This window comes from Pseudomonas sp. ok266 (genome assembly GCF_900110195.1).
Classification (GTDB): domain Bacteria; phylum Pseudomonadota; class Gammaproteobacteria; order Pseudomonadales; family Pseudomonadaceae; genus Aquipseudomonas; species Aquipseudomonas neuropathica.
This window is the reverse complement of sequence record NZ_FOCU01000005.1, coordinates 215,411-234,728: the sequence shown is the minus strand read 5'-3', so window position 1 is coordinate 234,728 and position 19,318 is coordinate 215,411. Positions and strand designations below refer to the sequence as shown.

Below are 19,318 nucleotides of genomic sequence, written 5' to 3'. Positions count from 1 at the left end.
ATGGATCTGAACTGAACAACACTCACTGAGGCGTTTTCGCCGACGGCAAGAGTTGCTCCTTGAACGGAATATCAGCGGGTACGCTGATTCCGCTGGCAAGCCACTGACTGCTCCACCCGAGAATCAGGTTTTTGGACCAATCAGCGACCAATAGAAATTTTGGTACGAGCTGTGATTCTTTCCACCACCCGTCCTGCTGTACCGGCCCCAGGCTCAACAGCCCGACCGCCACGACCACCAGCAACACGCCACGCGCTGCGCCGAAGGCCATGCCGAGGAATCGATCGGTCCCGGACAACCCGGTGACGCGAACCAACTCGCCGATAAGATAATTGATCATTGCGCCCACGATCAGTGTGGCGACAAACATGATGGCACAGCCCGCGATCACGCGAGCCGATGGGGTTTCGATGTATCCGGCGAGGTACTCGGACAATGAGCCACCGAACATCCAGGCGACGACTCCTGCGATGATCCAGGTCACCAGCGATAATGCTTCCTTGACGAAGCCGCGGCTCAAACTGATCAAAGCGGAGATGGCGATGATTGCAACGATCGCCCAGTCAACCCAGGTAAATGGCACAGTGCAGCCTACAGACGGATAAGGCGGCGCATTTTAGCAGAGCGCATGCCTCTCGGTAAGCTGCGATTGTCAGTGCATTTCAATCGAGGCGATAGTTTTTAACCACGCTCGGGCTGGAAGCGCACGACAAAGCCCTTGAGGTTCTGCTGACGACCCAACAGATCACGCAGACGATCGGCTTCGGCACGCTCGATCAGCGGACCGACAAACACCCGATTCTTGCCATCGGCCGAACGGATATAGGCGTTGTAGCCTTGGCTGCGCAGGGTTTTCTGCAAACTCTCTGCACTGGCGCGACTCGACAGACTGGCCAACTGCACCGACCAGCTCACCGACAGGCCATTGGCATCGACGCGGCTTTGCGTGGTGTCCGGCTTGGTCGAGGACGCAGTGATCGGCTGAGCAGGAGCCGGAATCGGCTTGGCCACCGCCGGCGGCGCAACAGGCTTGGTGATCATGATGGGAGCCGTCGGCGTCGCGGCGACGGGCGCAGCAGGCGCTGTGTCTTCGGCGACTTCTTCATCAGTCGGCACCGGCTCTTGCGGCAAGGCTTGCGGCTCGGGAACAGCCACCGTCTCCATCTGCACTTGCGGCACGACAGGCGCTTGCGGCGCGGCGGGTGCTTCGACGGTCACCTGACGTTGCTCGTCCTGACGGGAAAACAGCATCGGCAGGAAAATCACTGCCAGCGCGACCAGCACCAAAGCGCCAACCATGCGCTGCTTGTACGCTTTATCCAGCAAAGCCATTTGCCGCTTCCTCCGTGGAGCGCCGGGCCAGCCATTCAAGGGCCTCGGCGACACAATAAAATGATCCGAACAACAGAATCTCGTCGTCACTGGTGGCTACTGCGCACTGCCCTTCCAGCGCAGCGGCGACACTGTCGTAAGACGTGACCGACGCACCAAGGTTCTGCAATGCAGCGTTTAATTCAGCCACCGGACGGGCACGCGGAGAATCCAGCGGCGCCACCGCCCAATGCTCGACACTAGCATTCAATTCGCTGACAACACCATCCAGATCCTTGTCGGCCAACAGACCAAACACCACCAGGCGCTTGCCGACCGGTGGTCGCGAGGCCAGACGACGAGCCAGATACTCGGCGGCATGCGGGTTATGCCCGACATCCAGCAACAGGTTCAGACGCTTGCCGTTCCAATCGAACGAGCGGCGATCCAGTCGACCGACCACACGAGTCGCCTGCAAGGCCGCGACAATCTGCTGCGCATTCCACGGCAAACCGAGCAGCAAGTACGCCTGCAACGCCAACGCGGCGTTCTCCATCGGCAGATCAAGCAGCGGCAAGTCACGCAATTCGACAACCTGACCCCGCGCGTCGGTGCCGCGCCACTGCCAGTGCTGATCGGTGATACCGAGGTCAAAATCACGCCCGCGCAGGAAGAACGGACAAGCCAGTTCACGCGCCTTGTCGAGCAACGGCTGCGGAGGATTCAGATCGCCGCACAGGGCTGGCTTGCCCTGGCGGAAGATCCCGGCCTTCTCGAAAGCCACGGATTCGCGGGTGTCGCCCAGATAATCGGCGTGATCGACGCCAATACTGGTAACCAGCGCGATATCGGCATCGACCACGTTGACCGTGTCCAGCCGCCCGCCCAGCCCGACTTCCAGCACCACCGCATCCAGCCCGGCCTGCTGAAACAGCCAGAACGCCGCGAGGGTGCCCATTTCGAAGTAAGTCAGGGAAGTGTCGCCGCGCCCGGCCTCGACTGCTGCGAAGGCTTCGCACAGCTGCGCGTCAGTGGCTTCGACGCCATTGAGCTGCACCCGCTCGTTGTAACGCAGCAGGTGCGGAGAATTGTAGACACCAACGCTCAGACCCTGCGCCCGCAGCAATGAAGCCACGAATGCGCAGGTCGAACCCTTGCCGTTGGTGCCGGTGACCGTGATCACCCGAGGCGCCGGCTGGCCCAGCCCCATGCGGGACGCTACCTGTTGTGAACGCTCCAGGCCCATGTCGATGGCCGAAGGATGCAACTGCTCAAGGTAGGCGAGCCATTCGCCAAGGGTGCGCTCGGTCATAGGCCAGCAGGTACCGGTGGAACCACGATCGGCTCGATTGGCGCGGCGACGAATTTCGGCGTCGGCTTGCCAGTCATTTGTGCCAGCAGGTTACCCAGACGCGGGCGCAGTTCCTGACGGTGGATGATCATGTCGATCGCGCCGTGTTCCAGCAGGAACTCGCTGCGCTGGAAGCCTTCCGGCAGTTTCTCACGCACGGTTTGTTCGATAACGCGCGGACCAGCGAAGCCGATCAGGGCTTTCGGCTCACCGACGATCACGTCGCCAAGCATCGCCAGACTCGCCGAAACACCGCCGTAGACCGGGTCGGTCAGCACGGAGATGAACGGAATGCCTTCTTCACGCAGACGCGCCAGCACTGCCGAGGTCTTGGCCATCTGCATCAGCGAGATCAGCGCTTCCTGCATGCGCGCACCACCGGAGGCGGCAAAGCAGATCATCGGGCAGCGGTTTTCCAGCGCGTAGTTGGCGGCGCGAACGAAGCGCTCGCCGACGATGGCGCCCATGGAACCGCCCATGAAGGCGAATTCAAAGGCCGAAACCACCACCGGCATGCCCAGCAAGGTGCCGCTGACGGAGATCAGCGCGTCTTTTTCGCCAGTCTGCTTCTGGGCAGCGGTCAGGCGATCCTTGTACTTCTTGCCGTCGCGGAATTTCAGACGGTCAACCGGCTCCAGATCGGCGCCCAGTTCGTTGCGACCTTCAGCATCGAGGAAGATGTCGATGCGTGCACGTGCGCCGATGCGCATGTGATGGTTGCATTTAGGGCAAACGTCCAGGGTCTTTTCCAGCTCTGGACGATACAACACCGCCTCGCAAGACGGGCATTTGTGCCACAGACCTTCAGGGACCGAGCTCTTCTTGACCTCGGAACGCATGATCGAAGGGATCAGTTTGTCTACTAACCAGTTGCTCATGCTTTCTTTCTCCAGTACCGGCGGCCCGAACGCTCTGGTTCGCAGCCCCGCGTATGCCCTTCAGCTAAATTCATGTGTGTGGCGATGGTTGGTGGAAAGCCACGGTCAGCGCGAAACATGACCTGCGTGCGATCCAGAAACCCTCAGCCGCGCCTGCTTTGTGCAAGTGCATTGATGGACGGCGGCAGACTGCCAGCCGTCACATCAATATGGCGCTTTGCGTACCGCGTTGATGAACGCGCGAATCTTTGCGTGATCCTTGATGCCTTTGCTCACCTCTACCCCACCGCTGACGTCTACCGCGTATGGTTTTACCCGAGCCACGGCCTCTGTGACGTTCTCTGGGGTCAAACCACCCGCGAGAATCAACGGCTTGCTCAAACCTTGCGGAATCAATGACCAGTCGAAGGCCTCGCCGGTTCCACCCGGTACGCCTTCGACATAAGCGTCGAGCAGTACACCGCTGGCGCTCGGATAGGCATCCACCGCTGCGGCAATATCATCTCCCGCCTTGACCCGCAACGCCTTGATGTACGGGCGATGCCAGCCTTCGCAATCTTCAGCGGCTTCGTCGCCATGGAACTGCAACAGATCCAGCGGCACGGCATCGAGGATTTCCCCCAACTCGCAGCGGCTGGCGTTGACGAACAGGCCCACGGTGGTCACGAACGGCGGCAATGCCTGAATAATCGCTCGCGCCTGCTGCACTGTGACCGCACGCGGACTCTTGGCATAGAACACGAACCCGATCGCATCCGCCCCGGCCTCAACGGCGGCCAGCGCATCTTCTATGCGGGTAATCCCGCAGATCTTGCTGCGAACGGCTGACATATCGAGAAAAACTCCGAGGCAAAATCCGGGAAAGTCCCGGATGGTAACAAAAGCGTTCGAGGGCGTCAGCCGTCAAGTTCGGAGAAACCCGTAAGGAAATGTGGCCCGATAAAACGCTCGGGCAACGGGAATTCGTCGTGGTACTCGACTTGCACCAGATACAAGCCGTACGGATGCGCCGTAACGCCACCGGAACGGCGCTCGCGGCTTTCCAGCACTTCCTTCATCCACTCGACCGGGCGCTCGCCGGCACCAATGGTCATCAACACGCCAGCGATATTGCGCACCATATGATGCAGGAACGCATTGGCGCGTATATCGAGCACGATCATCTTGCCGTGGCGGGTCACGCGCAGGTGGTGCATCTTCTTGATCGGCGACTTGGCCTGGCACTGGCCGGCACGGAACGCACTGAAATCGTGGGTGCCGATCAGGTACTGCGCAGCCTCAGCCATGCGCTCGACGTCCAGCGGGCGGTGGTTCCAGGTGATTTCTTCGTTGAGATGCGCCGGGCGAATCTGATCGTTGTAGATCACATAGCGATAACGCCGGGCGATGGCTTTGAAGCGCGCATGAAAATGCGCCGGCATCACCCGCGCCCAACTGACACTGATGTCGTGAGGCAGATTGATATTGGCGCCCATAACCCAAGCTTTCAGCGAACGATCGACGGTCGTATCAAAGTGCACCACTTGCCCGCAGGCATGCACGCCGGCGTCGGTACGTCCGGCGCACTGCAGCGAAACCGGTGAATTGGCGACTTTCGACAGCGCTTTTTCGAGTTCTTCCTGCACCGTCGCCACACCCGTCAACTGACGCTGCCAGCCGCTGTAGCGCGAGCCTTTGTACTCAACGCCCAGCGCGACGCGGTAAAAGCCGTCGGGGGCCATTTCGGCGACCGGGTTATCTATGTTTGCCAAGGTGGGACAGCCTGCTGTTTGTGCAAAGGCGGGCATTATAAGGCTGTCGTTCAGGGATGCCAGAGTTCTCTATTGGCAGCTCTGGCCCTATCGCGAGCAGGCTCACTCCTACAGGGGAACGCATTCCAAATGTAGGAGTGAGCCTGCTCGCGATAGCAATCATTCAGACACCACTGAATCCGGCACAAACAAAAACGGCAGCCTCAATGGGCTGCCGCTTTCGTTTACCGCTGGCCTTACTACAAGCTCGAGAGCATGTCCTTGGCCTCGCCACGTTGCTTCTCGTCACCCTCGGTCAACACTTCGTTGAGGATGTCGCGCGCACCATCGCTGTCGCCCATGTCGATGTAGGCCTGAGCCAGATCGAGCTTGGTCGCCGCTTCGTCGGTGCCGGCGAGGAAGTCGAAATCATCTTCGCCCAGATCATCACCCTTCATTGCATCGGCTTCGGTGAAGGTCGGTTCGGCGATGCTTTGCGACAGGCGATCCAGCTCGGCGTTGACGTCATCCAGCTCAGCCGCGAACGCATCCGGTTCGGCCGCTGGATTGCTGTCCATTTCGTCGGCCAGCGACAGATCGAAATCGGCCGGCAGCTCCAGATCATCTTGTGGCACGTCAGCCACCACTGGCGCCTCGACCGGCGGCAGATCCTTCACGCCTTCGTCCAGGTCCAGCAGGAAGTCATCGTCCGCCAGATCAACCGCTGGAGCTGCCGGCTCGGCACCGAGGTCCAGATCGAGGTCGAAGTCCGACAGATCATCCAGATTCTCTTTGATGTCGGTCTGCTGTTGCAGCACCGATTCGAAGCTCAGGTCGTCGTCCGCCGGGAATTCATCCAGCTCGACCGGCGCTTCAGGCTCAACCACCGGCGCAGGCTCTGCCGGCGTGATGTTGTCGAGATCGTCCAGGCTCAGATCAAACGCGCTGTCGAGGTCATCTTCCACCGGCGCTGGCGCCGGTGCTTCAGGCTCATCGAGCAGCAGATCCTTGACGTATTGCGCATCCAGCTCGGCAGCCACGGCGGCAGCGGCCAGACCACTGGCAGCGACGACGGCCATGGCCGGGAAGCGGCTTTTCAGTTCTTCGACCTTGGCGAAGTTGTCGCCGTTGGCCACCAGCTGACGCTCCTGACCGACGAACGCGTCGCGGTCGCCCTGCTGACCGTAGACTTCCATCAGCTTCAGACGCAGATCACTGCGCTGCGGCTCCAGGCTGACGCCCTCTTCGAGCAGCGCGGCAGCCTGATTCAGGCGACCGGCGTTGATATGCGACTGCGCCTTGTCGAGCACGTCATCGGATCGCTCGGCGGCGGGAGCTACCAGCGGCGCGGCAATCGGCTCAGCCATCACGATCGGGGCGACTACCGGAGCCACTACGGGTGCAGGTGCCGGAGTGCTGAGCTTGACGCTCGCCGCCGGGGTTTCCAGACCTTCGAAGCTGCTTTCCGGCAGATCCTGCTCGGCGGAGAACTCTTGCTCTTCCGACAGCGCGCGGGCCATGCGCATGTGTTTTTCGGCCTCTTGCTGCGCTTTGCGGCGACGCGCCAGCAGCAACAACAGGAGCAGCAGAACCACAGCACCGCCGCCCACCAGCCCCAGCAGAATCGGGTTGGTCAGCAGTTCGTTAAAGGTTTTCTCGTCTTCGACCACCGGTTTCGGCGTAACCACTGGCTCGACGACTGGCGTTTCAGCCGGTGGTGCAATGGCGGACTCTGGCGTCGGAGCTGCGTCTGCCGGAGTAGCTGGCGGGGTGGCGGCGAGCTCAGCCGTGATTGCAGGCACCGCCGGTGCGGCAGGATTGGTGGCCGGCGCAGTGCCCGCGCCTTCAGCTTGCAGTTTTGCCAACTGATTGTTCTTCAGCTCGATCAGCTTTTGCAGCTTGTCCAGCTGACTCTGCAGATCGGACATGCGGCTTTTCAGTTCCTCGTTGTCACGACGGGTCGTGTCGAGGCTTTCCTGAGTGACCGCGAGCTTGTTGCTCAGTGCCTTGGCATCACCTGCCGGGCCTTTGCCGCGCGCCTTGGCGCTCTCAGCGGAGACCAGGCTCAGATTGTCCTGAGCGTTCTGTGCTGCACCGGTGTTACCGCGACCACGGTTGGTCGCATCGAGCTGCTGCTGACCAGTGCCCGGTTTGGCCACATAACGACGACCCTGACGCCAGGCTTCATTCTGCGCAGCGACTTCGGCAATCGCTTTCGACTGCGGCAATGCCGTGCTTTGCACCGCATCCGGCAGACGCAACACCTGGCCGGTTTTCAGGCGGTTGATGTTGCCACCGATGAATGCATCCGGGTTCAGCGCTTGAATGGCGAGCATGGTCTGCTGCACCGAGCCGCCGGTACGCGCCTTCGCAGCGATTTCCCAGAGGGTATCGCGCGGCGTGGTGGTGTATTGCGTCGGGTGCGTGGCGCCAGTGGTCGGCGCGGCGATGGTCTGCGACGGCGCTGGCTGTGCGGCGGCGTCAGCGGTCTGTGGCGAGAACTTCGACGGATCCAGCAGCACACTGTAATCGCGCAGCAAACGGCCGTTCGGCCACATCACCTGCACGAGGAATTTGACCATCGGCTCCGACAGCGGCTTGCTCGACGTTACGCGCAGCACGCTTTTGCCGCTGGCGTTGAGCACCGGGGTAAAGGTCAGATCGTTGAGGAAGGCCTGGCGGTCGACGCCGGCCTTGGCAAAATCTTCGGGTGAAGCCAGGCTCGGCACCACTTCGGCAGCAGTGAGATCCTTGACGTCGAGCAGCTCGATTTCAGCCACCAGCGGCTGGTTCAGGGTCGACTTCAGGGTCAGCTCCCCGAGCCCGAGGGCATGCGCCATACCGGAGGACAGCGCCGAGGCGGCCGCTATTGCTAACACCAGTTTGCGAACTTGAACCATAGCCTCATCCTTTGTTTGAACGTTCCTCGGCCAGCGAGAAGATGTTGAATACCGCTGCCGTAAGGCATTGCGCGCGACGACGACAGATGTCGCGCGCGATCATTTCTTTGATGCCCCGGAAAGTCCCGGAGGGTGACACGTTATCAAGCAATCTGGGCAAGCATAGCGCTCACCTAGAATCAGTCGACAAATTGTTGCCAAGTATCTTTTACAGCAGGTCTTTTATCAACAATTCAGCCACCTGCACAGCGTTAAGGGCCGCGCCTTTGCGTACGTTATCTGACGTCAGCCACAGATTTAGTTCCGCCGGATCGTCGACACCGCTGCGCACGCGACCGACATAAACCACATCCTGCCCCACCGCGTCACCGACCGCAGTCGGGTAGTCACCGGCCTCGACCAGCTCGATACCCGGCGCATCTTCGAGTGCAGCGTTGACTTTTGCCAGGTCGACAGCCGACGTTGACTGCAAGGTCACGCTAAGGCTATCGCCAAAAAACACCGGGGCTTGAACGCAAGTTGCGGAAATCTTTAATAAAGGCTTCGCCAGCACCTGACGCAACTCGCGCACCAGACGTTTTTCCAGCAGCGTATGGCCCTGCGCGTCGGGCGTGCCGACCTGAGCCAGCAGGTTGAAGGCCATCTGCCGATCAAAGAACGTCGGCTCCAATGGACGCATGTTCAGCAGCTCGGCGGTCTGCCGCGCCAGCTCGGTCACGGCCTCGCGCCCCTGGGCGGAAACGGCCAGATTGGCGGTGACGTTGACATATTGCAGGTCAAGCAGATCAAGCAGCGGCGCCAGCACCACGGCGAGCGATGTGGCCGACGGGCTTGGGCTGCTGATCTGAAACGGCGCTTTCAAACCAGCGAGCACTTCGGCGTTGGCTTCGGGTACTACTTGCGGCGCCTGATCGGCCGGCAGCGCGCCGGACAAGTCGATCAGCGAGCAACCGGCGGCGTGGGCACGGGCGGCGTAGCTCAGGGTAATCGCCGGGCCTGCGGCGAAAAACACCAGTTTGACCTTGCTGAAATCGAACTCGTCGACTTCGCGAACGCGCACGTTCTTGTTGCGGTACAGCACCGAGCTGCCGGCGGATTCGCTGCTCGCCAGCAGGTGCAGGGTGCCGACCGGGAAGTCGCGTTCTTCGAGAATCTGTACGAGGGTTTCGCCGACAGTACCGGTGGCGCCGATCACGGCAATATCTAGGGTCTGGGTCATGGTGCGAGCCTCTGGCGAAACGGGGGGAGCGGCACTTTACCGGGTGACTGGCGCACAGGCAATTTCTGCCCACCCAGATCATTCCCACGCTCTGCGTGGGAATGCCGCATCGGACGCTCTGCGTTCGGCTTGTAAAGGGACGCGGAGCGTCCCGGAATGCATTCCCACGCAGAGCGTGGGAACGATCGGCATAAAAAAACCCGCACCTCTTTCAAGGCACGGGCTCTTTCATTGCTTCAAGCGATCAACGCTCGAGCAAAATCCGCAGCATGCGACGCAGCGGTTCGGCCGCGCCCCACAGCAGTTGGTCGCCGACGGTGAAGGCACCGACGAACTGCGAACCCATGTTCAGCTTGCGCAGACGACCCACCGGCACATTCAGGGTGCCGGTAACCTTGGTCGGGCTCAGCTCCTGCATGCTGATCTCGCGCTGGTTTGGCACCAGTTTGACCCAAGGGTTGTGCTGACTGATCAGCCCTTCGATATCGGCGATCGGCACGTCTTTGTTCAGCTTGATGGTCAGCGCCTGGCTGTGGCAACGCATAGCGCCTATGCGCACGCAGATGCCGTCGACCGGGATCGGGCTCTTGAAGCGGCCGAGGATCTTGTTGGTCTCGGCCTGAGCCTTCCACTCTTCGCGGCTCTGGCCGTTCGGCAGTTCCTTGTCGATCCACGGGATCAGGCTGCCGGCCAGCGGTACGCCGAAGTTTTCGGTCGGGTACGCTTCGCTGCGCATGGCATCGGCCACGCGACGGTCGATGTCGAGGATCGCGCTGGCCGGATCAGCCAGTTGATCGGCGACAGCGGCGTGGGTCGCGCCCATTTGCTTGATCAGTTCACGCATGTTCTGCGCGCCGGCACCGGAGGCCGCCTGATAGGTCATGGCGCTCATCCACTCGACCAGACCGGCTTCGAACAGACCGCCCAGGCCCATCAGCATCAGGCTGACGGTGCAGTTGCCGCCGATGTAGTTCTTGGTGCCCGCGTCGAGCTGCTGGTCGATGACCTTGCGGTTGACCGGATCGAGAATGATCACCGCGTCATCGTTCATGCGCAGGCTCGAGGCCGCGTCGATCCAGTAACCCTGCCAGCCGGCTTCGCGCAGCTTGGGGAACACTTCGCTGGTGTAGTCGCCGCCCTGGCAGGTCAGAATCACGTCGAGGGTCTTCAGCTCGTCAATGCTGTAAGCATCCTTGAGCGGAGCAATGTCCTTGCCCACGGACGGGCCTTGGCCACCGACGTTGGACGTGGTGAAAAACACCGGCTCGATTAGATCGAAATCCTGCTCTTCCAGCATCCGCTGCATGAGCACGGAACCGACCATCCCGCGCCAACCGATCAGACCTACACGTTTCATCGCAACTACACCTTCTTGAAAAGTGGGCCGCTGCTTTGTATTGAATTTCGCAGCGGGCCCGAGAGATTACAGATTCCGCAGCGCGGCGACTACTGCGTCGCCCATTTCCTGCGTACCGACTTTGGTGCAACCGGCCGAATAGATGTCGCCAGTACGCAGCCCTTGATCAAGGACAACGCTGACAGCTTTTTCGATAGCATCAGCCGCGTCGTGCAGATTGAAGCTGTAACGCAGCATCATCGACACCGACAGAATGGTCGCCAACGGGTTGGCGATGCCTTTGCCAGCGATGTCCGGCGCCGAACCGTGGCACGGCTCGTACATGCCCTTGTTGTTGGAGTCCAGCGAGGCCGACGGCAGCATGCCGATGGAGCCGGTGAGCATCGACGCTTCGTCGGAGAGGATGTCGCCGAACATGTTGTCGGTGACGATCACGTCGAACTGCTTCGGCGCGCGCACCAGTTGCATGGCGGCGTTGTCGACGTACATGTGGCTCAGTTCGACTTCCGGGTAATCCTTGGCCACTTGCTCGACCACTTCACGCCACAGTTGGCTGGACGCCAGCACGTTGGCCTTGTCCACCGAGCAGAGCTTTTTGCCACGGACCATGGCCATGTCGAAACCGACACGGGCGATGCGGCGGATTTCGCTTTCGCTGTACGGCAGCGTGTCGTAGGACTGACGCTCGCCGTTTTCCAGGGTACGGGTGCCGCGTGGCGCGCCGAAGTAGATGCCGCCGGTCAGTTCACGGACGATGAGGATGTCCAGGCCAGCAACGATTTCCGGCTTCAGGCTCGAAGCATCGGCCAGTTGCGGGTACAGAATCGCCGGACGCAGGTTGCCGAACAGGCCCAGTTGCGCACGGATTTTCAGCAGGCCACGCTCGGGGCGGATGTCGCGCTCGATGGTGTCCCATTTCGGGCCACCGACGGCGCCCAGCAACACGGCGTCCGCAGCGCGAGCGCGGTCGAGGGTTTCATCGGCCAGCGGCACGCCGTGCTTGTCGATGGCGGCGCCACCGATCACGTCATGGCTCAGCTCGAAGCCCAGGCTGTATTTGTCGTTGGCCAGCTCCAGCACCTTGACCGCTTCGGCCATGATTTCCGGACCAATACCGTCACCTGGGAGAATCAGAATCTGCTTGCTCATGCTTTCCTCGTGTCTTCAGTCGGTGCGCCTCTACCGGCGCGCCCGGAAAAATTCTTATCGCTCGGCCATCAATACGATTACATCTGTACTGAACGAGCCGTCGGCATCAATCTCAAAATATTCACGCACTTCGTGGCCCATCGACTGCTGCAACTGGCGGATCGCTGCGCGCAGCACTTCAGGCGTGCGCATGCGCTCAACCCAACTGGTGTACTCCAGACGCAGGCGCTGACGGGTGGTACTGCGTACATGCAAACCGGCCTCGCTGACCTGACGCAGCCATTCGGCGCCTGAATAATCGCGCACATGGCTGGTGTCACGCAGCACCTCGACGCTTTGCAGGTAAGTGTCGAACAACGGACTGCCCGGTGACAACACATCAACGAACGCCGCCACACCGCCCGGCTTCAACACCCGACGCACTTCGCGCAGAGCCACACCGAGATCGCTCCAGTGATGCGCCGAATACCGGCTGAACACGAAGTCGAACTCGCCATCGGCAAACGGCAGACGCTCGGCGGCGCCGTTGACCGTGGCAATGTTGGTGAAACCACGATCAACGGCAGCGGCGGCGACCACGTCGAGCATTTGCTGCGACAGGTCGTAGGCGACCACTTCCCTGACCAGCGGTGCGACGTGAAAACTGACGTGACCGGCGCCGCAGCCCAGATCCAGCACCCGGGCGCTGCCCTGCCCTTTCAGCTCAGCCTGTAGCAGGGCGAACTCGGTGCCCTGAGCGTGAACGGCGCTGCTCAGGTAGGCGGCGGCCTGTTCACCGAATTGCTTTTGTACGACCTGAGTGTGCTGGGCGGTGCTGGTCATGGGGACTTCCTTCTGGGTTTTAGCCTTGTATTGCCTGGACTACCGCATTCGCGAGCAAGCTCGCTCCCACACTTGAAATGCATTCCCCTGTGGGAGCGAGCTTGCTCGCGAAGAGGCCAGCCTGAACTGCATCAATTCAAAAGTTGCTTATGCGTCGCGGAACAACCACGGCTGGCTAACCCGATGCTTGGCCTCAAACGTCGCAATCGCATCACCGTCCTGCAAAGTCAGGCCAATATCGTCCAGACCATTCAACAGGCAGTGCTTGCGGAACGCGTCGATCTCGAAGCTGTACACCTTGCCATCCGGACGGGTCACGGTCTGCGCTTGCAGATCGACCTGCAATTGATAACCCGGCTCGGCCTCGACCTGCTTGAACAACTCATCGACTTCAGCGTCGCTCAAGATGATCGGCAACAAGCCGTTCTTGAAGCTGTTGTTGAAGAAGATGTCGGCGTAGCTCGGCGCGATGATGCTGCGGAAACCGTATTCTTCCAGCGCCCATGGCGCGTGTTCACGGCTGGAGCCGCAACCGAAGTTCTCACGGGCCAGCAACACGCTGGCGCCTTGATAACGCTCGGCGTTGAGCACGAAGTCCTTGTTCAACGGGCGCTTGGAGTTGTCCTGATACGGTTGCCCGACATCGAGGTAACGCCACTCGTCAAACAGGTTCGGGCCGAAACCGGTGCGCTTGATCGACTTCAAGAACTGCTTCGGAATGATCTGGTCGGTGTCGACGTTGGCACGATCCAGAGGCGCGACAAGACCAGTGTGCTGGGTAAAAGCTTTCATGCTGCGCTCCTTCAGATCAATTCACGAACGTCGATGAAACGACCGTTCACCGCTGCCGCAGCCGCCATGGCCGGGCTGACGAGGTGGGTACGGCCACCGGCACCCTGACGGCCTTCGAAGTTACGGTTGGAGGTCGAGGCGCAATGCTCGCCGGACTCCAAACGATCCGGGTTCATCGCCAGGCACATCGAGCAGCCCGGCTCACGCCATTCAAAACCGGCTTCGAGGAAAATCTTGTCCAGACCTTCGGCCTCAGCCTGCGCCTTGACCAGACCCGAACCCGGTACCACGATCGCTTGCTTGATGGTCGAAGCGACTTTGCGGCCCTTGGCGATCACCGCCGCAGCGCGCAAATCTTCGATCCGCGAGTTGGTGCAGGAACCGATAAACACGCGATCCAGCTGAATGTCGGTGATCGCCTGATTGGCGGTCAAACCCATGTATTTCAAAGCGCGGACGATCGAGTCGCGCTTGACCAGATCCATCTCTTTGGTCGGGTCCGGCACGTTCTGATCAACGGCCAAAACCATCTCAGGCGAAGTGCCCCAGCTGACTTGCGGCTTGATCTGTGCGGCGTCGAGTTCAACCACGGTGTCAAACTTGGCGTCAGCGTCGGAGACCAGGTCTTTCCAGGCCTCGACGGCCATGTCCCATTCGGCGCCTTTCGGTGCAAAGGGACGGCCCTTCACGTAATCAACGGTCTTCTGGTCCGCTGCCACCAAGCCAACGCGGGCGCCGGCTTCGATGGACATGTTGCAGATGGTCATGCGGCCTTCAACGGACAAGTCGCGGATCGCGCTGCCGGCGAACTCGATGGCATGGCCGTTACCGCCGGCGGTGCCGATCTTGCCGATCACCGCGAGGACGATGTCCTTGGCGGTCACGCCGAACGGCAACTGCCCTTCAACGCGCACCAGCATGTTTTTCATTTTCTTCGCGACCAGGCACTGGGTGGCGAGCACGTGCTCGACCTCGGAAGTGCCGATACCGTGCGCCAGAGCGCCGAAGGCGCCGTGGGTCGAGGTGTGCGAGTCGCCGCAGACCACGGTCATGCCCGGCAAGGTCGCGCCCTGCTCCGGGCTGATCACGTGAACGATGCCTTGGCGGACGTCGTTCATCTTGAACTCGACGATGCCGTATTCATCGCAGTTGTCATCGAGAGTCTGAACCTGCAAACGCGAGACCTGATCAGCAATGGCTTCGATGCCGCCCTTGCGCTCTGGAGTCGTTGGTACGTTGTGGTCCGGGGTCGCGATGTTGGCATCGATGCGCCAAGGCTTGCGCCCGGCCAGACGCAGGCCTTCGAAGGCTTGCGGCGAGGTCACTTCGTGAATGATGTGACGATCGATATAGATCAGCGCCGAGCCATCGTCGCGCTGCTTGACCAAATGCGAATCCCAGAGCTTGTCGTAGAGCGTTTTGCCGGCCATCAGACGGTTCCTCATCAGCTTGTTTCTATGCCCTGGGCTTATCAATAACCCTTTGGCTTGTGAGGCCGATCCTATGGGGTTAGATTAAATAACTCAAATTCATATTTTTTATGCTTTGGATAACCAACTGGAATACAAACATGGATCTGGCCAACCTCAATGCTTTTATCGCGATTGCCGAGACCGGCAGCTTCTCCGGCGCCGGCGAACGGCTGCACCTGACGCAGCCGGCGATCAGCAAACGCATCGCCGGGCTGGAGCAACAATTGAAGGTGCGCCTGTTCGATCGGCTGGGTCGTGAAGTCGGCCTGACCGAGGCCGGCCGCGCCCTGTTGCCACGGGCTTATCAGATTCTCAACGTGCTGGATGACACCCGCCGCGCCCTGACCAATCTGACCGGCGAAGTCAGCGGGCGTTTGACCCTGGCCACCAGTCACCACATCGGCTTGCACCGCTTGCCACCGCTTTTGCGCGAATTCACCCGCCGCTACCCAGAGGTGGCGCTGGATATTCAGTTCCTCGATTCGGAAGTGGCCTATGAAGAAATTCTCCATGGCCGCGCTGAACTGGCGGTCATCACCCTGGCGCCGGAGCCTCACGCCCTGGTCAAAGCCACGCCGGTCTGGGATGACCCGCTGGACTTCGTGGTTGCCCCGGAGCATTCGCTGATCAGCAATGGCCCCGTCACTCTGGCGGACATTGCCGGTCATCCGGCGGTTTTCCCCGGTGGCAACACCTTCACGCACCACATTGTCCAACGGTTATTCGAGGCCCAGAGCCTGACGCCGAACATCGCCATGAGTACCAACTACCTGGAAACCATCAAGATGATGGTCTCGATCGGCCTGGCCTGGAGCGTTTTGCCGCGCACCATGCTCGACGAGCAGGTGGCAAGCATCGTATTGCCGGGCATACAGCTCAGTCGCCAGCTAGGCTATATCCTGCACACTGAACGGACGCTCTCGAATGCGGCGCGGGCCTTTATGGCCTTACTGGATGCACAAATCGATCTGCCAGGGACTTGAGGCCATCTTGTGCTACTCCTAAAGAGCCGCTACCCCTGTGCCTAACGTCACCCTCAGCTCAAGGCTTGTCCACGATGCCGAAATCTGTTGACCGAATTCCGCCGATGCCGCGTATTCAGGCGATTGACCCGCGACATTCCGAGCAGAGCTGGGAGAGCGCGCCGCAATTGCTGGCGGCGCTCAACGGCGCGCGGCTCGGCGCCTGGTACTGGGACATCGAGCGCGGGCAGATCAGTTGGTCGCGTGGCACCCAGGCCTTGTTCGGTTTCGACCCGCGCCAGCCGCTGCCGGCAGACCTTGAATACCTTGATCTGCTGCCCCCGGAAGACCGCGCGAAAACGGTTCGCGCCTTCCACGCGGTAATTGCCGGGGCGCCGCTGGAACAAGCGATGCACCACCGCATCCGCTGGCCTGACGGCAGCCTGCACTGGCTGGAAATCAGCGGCAGCCTGCTGCCGGATAAAAACGGCCGCCCCCGAATGATCGGGGTGATTCGCGAAATCACCCACCAGCGCCAGCGCGAGCAGGCGCTGAGCAGTTCGGAAAAACGTTTCGCGACACTTTTTCACCTGTGCCCGAACATGGTCCTGCTGACCCGTCAGGAAGACGGCTTGATCAGCGAGGCCAATCAGTATTTTGAAAGCCTGTTTGGCTGGCCAGTGCAGAGCGCCATCGGCCGCACCACGCTGGAGCTGGGTTTGTGGGTGCACCCGGAGCAACGCGCAGAACTGGTGAAAAAAACCAAAGCCAAAGGCGAGCTGATCGCCATGGAAGTGCAGTTTCGCGCCAGCAACGGGCAAATCCACGACGGCATTCTCAGTGCGCAGAAAGTCGAACTCGAAGGCCAGCCGTATCTGCTCAGCACCTTCCTCGACACCACCGAACGCAAAGCCGCCGAACACGCCTTGAAGGACAGCCAGGAACGTCTCGATCTGGCACTGGACTCGGCACAACTCGGCACCTGGGACTGGCACATTCCCAGCGGCATGCTCTACGGCTCGGCGCGCGCCGCGCAGTTGCACGGGCTGGAGCCGAAACCGTTTCATGAGTCGTTCGAAGAGTTTTTCGAAGGCGTCCCCGGTGAGGAACGCGACAGCATGCGTGACGCCTACCGCAGCCTGCGCGAAGGCCCGGCGGGCAATTATCAACTGACTTATCGCGTGCAATTGCCGGACGGCAGTTCGCGCTATCTGGAAAGCCGCGCCCGCCTCTACCGCGACGACAACGGCGCACCGCTGCGCATGGCCGGCACACTGCTGGACATCACCGATCAGGTCGAGCGTGAACAGCGGCTGGTGGCCTCGGAAGAGAAATTCGCCACGCTGTTCCAGGTCAGCCCGGACCCGATCTGCGTCACCCGCCAGGACAGTGGCGAGTTCATCGAAATCAATAACAGTTTTACCCAGACCTTCGGCTGGAGCGCCGCCGACGTCATCGGCCATACCGCCGAAGAAATCGGCCTGTGGGATGCCTCGGCAAAAAGCCTGCAACGGATTGAACGGGTCATCCGCGAACAGGGCTTGAGCAATGTCGCGATCATCGTGCAACACAAGGACGGCCAGTCGCTGACCTGTGTGATTTCCAGCCGGCAGATCAGCGTCGGCGACCAGGCTTGTATCGTCACCACTCTGCGCGACATCACCCAGCAGCAGCGCTCGGAAGCAGCGCTGAAAGCCAGTGAGGAGAAATTCGCCAAGGCGTTCCACTCCAGCCCCGACGCAATCACCATTACCGAGCGCGACACCGGGCGTTATCTGGAGGTCAACGACGGTTTTTGCCGTCTCACTGGCTATCGTGCCGAAGAGGTCGTGGGCAAAACGGTTTATCAGGTGGGTATTTGGGCTGAAGAGAAACAGCGTTCGGCGTTACTCGCCGAGTTGCAGATCAAGGGCCGCGTGCACCATCAGGAAATGCTCGGGCGCAACAAACGCGGGGAAATACTGACAGTGGAGGTCTCGGTCGAGCCGATCACCCTCAATGAAACCGCGTGCCTGCTGCTGACCGCCCGAGACGTCAGCCTGCTGAAAAACGCCGAAGCGCAGATTCGCCATCTGGCCTATCACGACCCGCTGACCAACCTGCCCAATCGCGCCCTGCTGATGGATCGCCTGAGCCAGCAGATCGCCCTGCTCAAGCGCCACAATCTGCGCGGCGCCTTGCTGTTTCTCGACCTCGATCACTTCAAGCACATCAACGACTCTCTCGGCCACCCGGTCGGCGACACCGTGCTGAAAATCATCACGGCGCGGCTCGAAGCCAGTGTGCGCATGGAAGATACCGTCGCGCGCCTCGGTGGCGACGAGTTTGTCGTGCTGCTCAGCGGCCTCGAAGGCTCGCGCAATGAGGTCAGCGCGCAAGTGCGCAATCTGGCCGACACCCTGCGCGAATTGCTCTCGGAACCGATGTTCCTCGACGGCCAGCGCCTGCAAGTGACGCCGAGCATCGGCGTGGCGCTGATTCCCGATCACGGCTCGACGCCAACCGACCTGCTCAAACGCGCCGACATCGCGCTGTACCGGGCCAAGGATTCCGGGCGCAACACCACGCAGATGTATCACAACACCATGCAGAAGGCCGCCAGCGAACGGCTGCGCATGGAAACCGACTTGCGCCTGGCGCTGTCGCGCGGTGAATTCAACGTGCACTTTCAGCCGCAGGTCGACGCCCGCGACAACCGCATCATCGGCGCCGAAGCCTTGGTGCGCTGGAATCACCCGGAACTGGGTGCGCAGTCGCCCACCGAGTTCATCAAAGTGCTAGAAGACAGCGGCCTGATTCTCGAAGTCGGCACCTGGATCCTCGACGAAGCCTGCAACGCGTTCAAACAACTGATCGCCCTGAAACTGGTCGACCCGCTGAATTTCAGCCTGTGCGTGAACATCAGTCCACGGCAGTTCCGCCAGAACGATTTTGTCGAACGCATCGAACACAGCATGAGCAGCCATGGTCTGCCCTGCTCGCTACTGAAACTGGAGATCACCGAAGGCATCGTCATCCAGAATCTGGAAGACACCATCAGCAAAATGCGCCGGCTGAAAAAACTCGGCGTGAGCTTTGCGATGGATGATTTCGGCACTGGCTATTCGTCGCTGACTTACCTCAAGCGCCTGCCGGTGGACACACTGAAAATCGATCAGTCGTTTATCCGCGATGCCACGACCGACCCGAACGATGCCGAGATCATCCGCGCGATTGTCGCCATGGCGCGCAGCCTGGAGCTGGAGGTGATTGCCGAGGGCGTCGAAACCCCGGAACAACTGGCGTTCCTGCAGGGTTTGGGCTGCCATTTGTATCAAGGCTATCTGCATAGCCGACCGGTTGCGCTCGAGGATCTGAAAAAGCTCTTGCCGTAAC

Annotated in this window: 15 protein-coding genes; 2 read left to right on the top strand and 13 right to left on the bottom strand. The window is 60.7% G+C overall.

Annotation, left to right across the window (positions count from 1 at the left end; genetic code table 11):
* Positions 1 to 22: 22 nt before the first annotated feature.
* The 13 genes from BMY54_RS11060 to leuC form a co-directional block, all read right to left on the bottom strand.
* Positions 23 to 583 (bottom strand): CvpA family protein, encoded by a 561-nt coding sequence (locus tag BMY54_RS11060; protein WP_007913461.1) that lies wholly within the window; start codon positions 581 to 583, stop codon positions 23 to 25.
* A 98-nt stretch (positions 584 to 681) separates the two neighbouring features.
* Positions 682 to 1,332, bottom strand: a complete 651-nt coding sequence (locus BMY54_RS11055; RefSeq protein WP_093432096.1) for an SPOR domain-containing protein — start codon at positions 1,330 to 1,332, stop codon at positions 682 to 684.
* Positions 1,316 to 2,623, bottom strand: coding sequence for a bifunctional tetrahydrofolate synthase/dihydrofolate synthase (folC, locus tag BMY54_RS11050; RefSeq protein ID WP_093432093.1), 1,308 nt, complete (start codon positions 2,621 to 2,623; stop codon positions 1,316 to 1,318). The genes BMY54_RS11055 and folC overlap by 17 nt, the downstream gene beginning before the upstream one ends.
* A complete protein-coding gene (gene accD, locus BMY54_RS11045; protein WP_007913458.1) occupies positions 2,620 to 3,540 on the bottom strand; it encodes an acetyl-CoA carboxylase, carboxyltransferase subunit beta in 921 nt (306 codons plus the stop codon). Before accD ends, folC begins: the two co-directional genes overlap by 4 nt.
* 204 nt (positions 3,541 to 3,744) lie before the next feature.
* A complete protein-coding gene (locus tag BMY54_RS11040; RefSeq protein WP_093432090.1) occupies positions 3,745 to 4,371 on the bottom strand; it encodes a phosphoribosylanthranilate isomerase in 627 nt (208 codons plus the stop codon).
* A gap of 65 nt (positions 4,372 to 4,436) precedes the next feature.
* Positions 4,437 to 5,261 carry a tRNA pseudouridine(38-40) synthase TruA gene (gene truA / locus BMY54_RS11035; RefSeq protein WP_034152768.1) on the bottom strand — a complete coding sequence of 275 codons (825 nt, stop codon included), beginning with the start codon at positions 5,259 to 5,261 and terminating at the stop codon, positions 4,437 to 4,439.
* A gap of 269 nt (positions 5,262 to 5,530) precedes the next feature.
* Positions 5,531 to 8,170 carry a motility hub landmark protein FimV gene (locus tag BMY54_RS11030; protein WP_093432086.1) on the bottom strand — a complete coding sequence of 880 codons (2,640 nt, stop codon included), beginning with the start codon at positions 8,168 to 8,170 and terminating at the stop codon, positions 5,531 to 5,533.
* 208 nt (positions 8,171 to 8,378) lie between these two features.
* Positions 8,379 to 9,389, bottom strand: coding sequence for an aspartate-semialdehyde dehydrogenase (locus tag BMY54_RS11025; protein ID WP_093432083.1), 1,011 nt, complete (start codon positions 9,387 to 9,389; stop codon positions 8,379 to 8,381).
* A gap of 244 nt (positions 9,390 to 9,633) precedes the next feature.
* A complete protein-coding gene (asd, locus tag BMY54_RS11020; protein WP_007913448.1) occupies positions 9,634 to 10,746 on the bottom strand; it encodes an aspartate-semialdehyde dehydrogenase in 1,113 nt (370 codons plus the stop codon).
* Positions 10,747 to 10,812: 66 nt separating this feature from the next.
* Positions 10,813 to 11,895 carry a 3-isopropylmalate dehydrogenase gene (gene leuB, locus BMY54_RS11015; RefSeq protein ID WP_003226430.1) on the bottom strand — a complete coding sequence of 361 codons (1,083 nt, stop codon included), beginning with the start codon at positions 11,893 to 11,895 and terminating at the stop codon, positions 10,813 to 10,815.
* Positions 11,896 to 11,949: 54 nt separating this feature from the next.
* Entirely contained in the window at positions 11,950 to 12,717 is a 768-nt protein-coding gene (locus tag BMY54_RS11010) for a class I SAM-dependent methyltransferase (RefSeq protein ID WP_093432079.1), read from the bottom strand.
* Positions 12,718 to 12,864: 147 nt separating this feature from the next.
* Positions 12,865 to 13,509: a 3-isopropylmalate dehydratase small subunit gene (gene leuD, locus BMY54_RS11005; protein WP_007913445.1), complete on the bottom strand. Its 645-nt coding sequence runs from the start codon at positions 13,507 to 13,509 to the stop codon at positions 12,865 to 12,867.
* 11 nt (positions 13,510 to 13,520) lie between these two features.
* Complete coding sequence (leuC, locus tag BMY54_RS11000; RefSeq protein ID WP_093432077.1) at positions 13,521 to 14,939, bottom strand: 3-isopropylmalate dehydratase large subunit; 1,419 nt, start codon at positions 14,937 to 14,939, stop codon at positions 13,521 to 13,523.
* 140 nt (positions 14,940 to 15,079) lie between these two features.
* On the opposite strand from leuC, the gene BMY54_RS10995 reads away from it, so the two are divergent.
* Both BMY54_RS10995 and BMY54_RS10990 read left to right on the top strand, forming a co-directional pair.
* Positions 15,080 to 15,964: a LysR family transcriptional regulator gene (locus BMY54_RS10995; protein ID WP_093432075.1), complete on the top strand. Its 885-nt coding sequence runs from the start codon at positions 15,080 to 15,082 to the stop codon at positions 15,962 to 15,964.
* Between the two features lie 74 nt (positions 15,965 to 16,038).
* Entirely contained in the window at positions 16,039 to 19,317 is a 3,279-nt protein-coding gene (locus tag BMY54_RS10990) for a sensor domain-containing protein (protein ID WP_093432072.1), read from the top strand.
* Position 19,318: the final 1 nt, after the last annotated feature.

What these genes read in the sequence shown, in the direction of transcription:
- folC (WP_093432093.1), bottom strand. Translation starts at nt 2,623, where the DNA reads ATGACCGAGCGCACCCTTGGCGAATGGCTCGCCTACCTTGAGCAGTTG.
- BMY54_RS11040 (WP_093432090.1), bottom strand. Translation starts at nt 4,371, where the DNA reads ATGTCAGCCGTTCGCAGCAAGATCTGCGGGATTACCCGCATAGAAGAT.
- leuD (WP_007913445.1), bottom strand. Translation starts at nt 13,509, where the DNA reads ATGAAAGCTTTTACCCAGCACACTGGTCTTGTCGCGCCTCTGGATCGT.
- leuC (WP_093432077.1), bottom strand. Translation starts at nt 14,939, where the DNA reads ATGGCCGGCAAAACGCTCTACGACAAGCTCTGGGATTCGCATTTGGTC.
- BMY54_RS11010 (WP_093432079.1), bottom strand. Translation starts at nt 12,717, where the DNA reads ATGACCAGCACCGCCCAGCACACTCAGGTCGTACAAAAGCAATTCGGT.
- BMY54_RS11030 (WP_093432086.1), bottom strand. Translation starts at nt 8,170, where the DNA reads ATGGTTCAAGTTCGCAAACTGGTGTTAGCAATAGCGGCCGCCTCGGCG.
- BMY54_RS11055 (WP_093432096.1), bottom strand. Translation starts at nt 1,332, where the DNA reads ATGGCTTTGCTGGATAAAGCGTACAAGCAGCGCATGGTTGGCGCTTTG.
- BMY54_RS10990 (WP_093432072.1), top strand. Translation starts at nt 16,039, where the DNA reads ATGCCGAAATCTGTTGACCGAATTCCGCCGATGCCGCGTATTCAGGCG.
- leuB (WP_003226430.1), bottom strand. Translation starts at nt 11,895, where the DNA reads ATGAGCAAGCAGATTCTGATTCTCCCAGGTGACGGTATTGGTCCGGAA.
- BMY54_RS11025 (WP_093432083.1), bottom strand. Translation starts at nt 9,389, where the DNA reads ATGACCCAGACCCTAGATATTGCCGTGATCGGCGCCACCGGTACTGTC.
- asd (WP_007913448.1), bottom strand. Translation starts at nt 10,746, where the DNA reads ATGAAACGTGTAGGTCTGATCGGTTGGCGCGGGATGGTCGGTTCCGTG.
- truA (WP_034152768.1), bottom strand. Translation starts at nt 5,261, where the DNA reads ATGGCCCCCGACGGCTTTTACCGCGTCGCGCTGGGCGTTGAGTACAAA.
- BMY54_RS10995 (WP_093432075.1), top strand. Translation starts at nt 15,080, where the DNA reads ATGGATCTGGCCAACCTCAATGCTTTTATCGCGATTGCCGAGACCGGC.
- accD (WP_007913458.1), bottom strand. Translation starts at nt 3,540, where the DNA reads ATGAGCAACTGGTTAGTAGACAAACTGATCCCTTCGATCATGCGTTCC.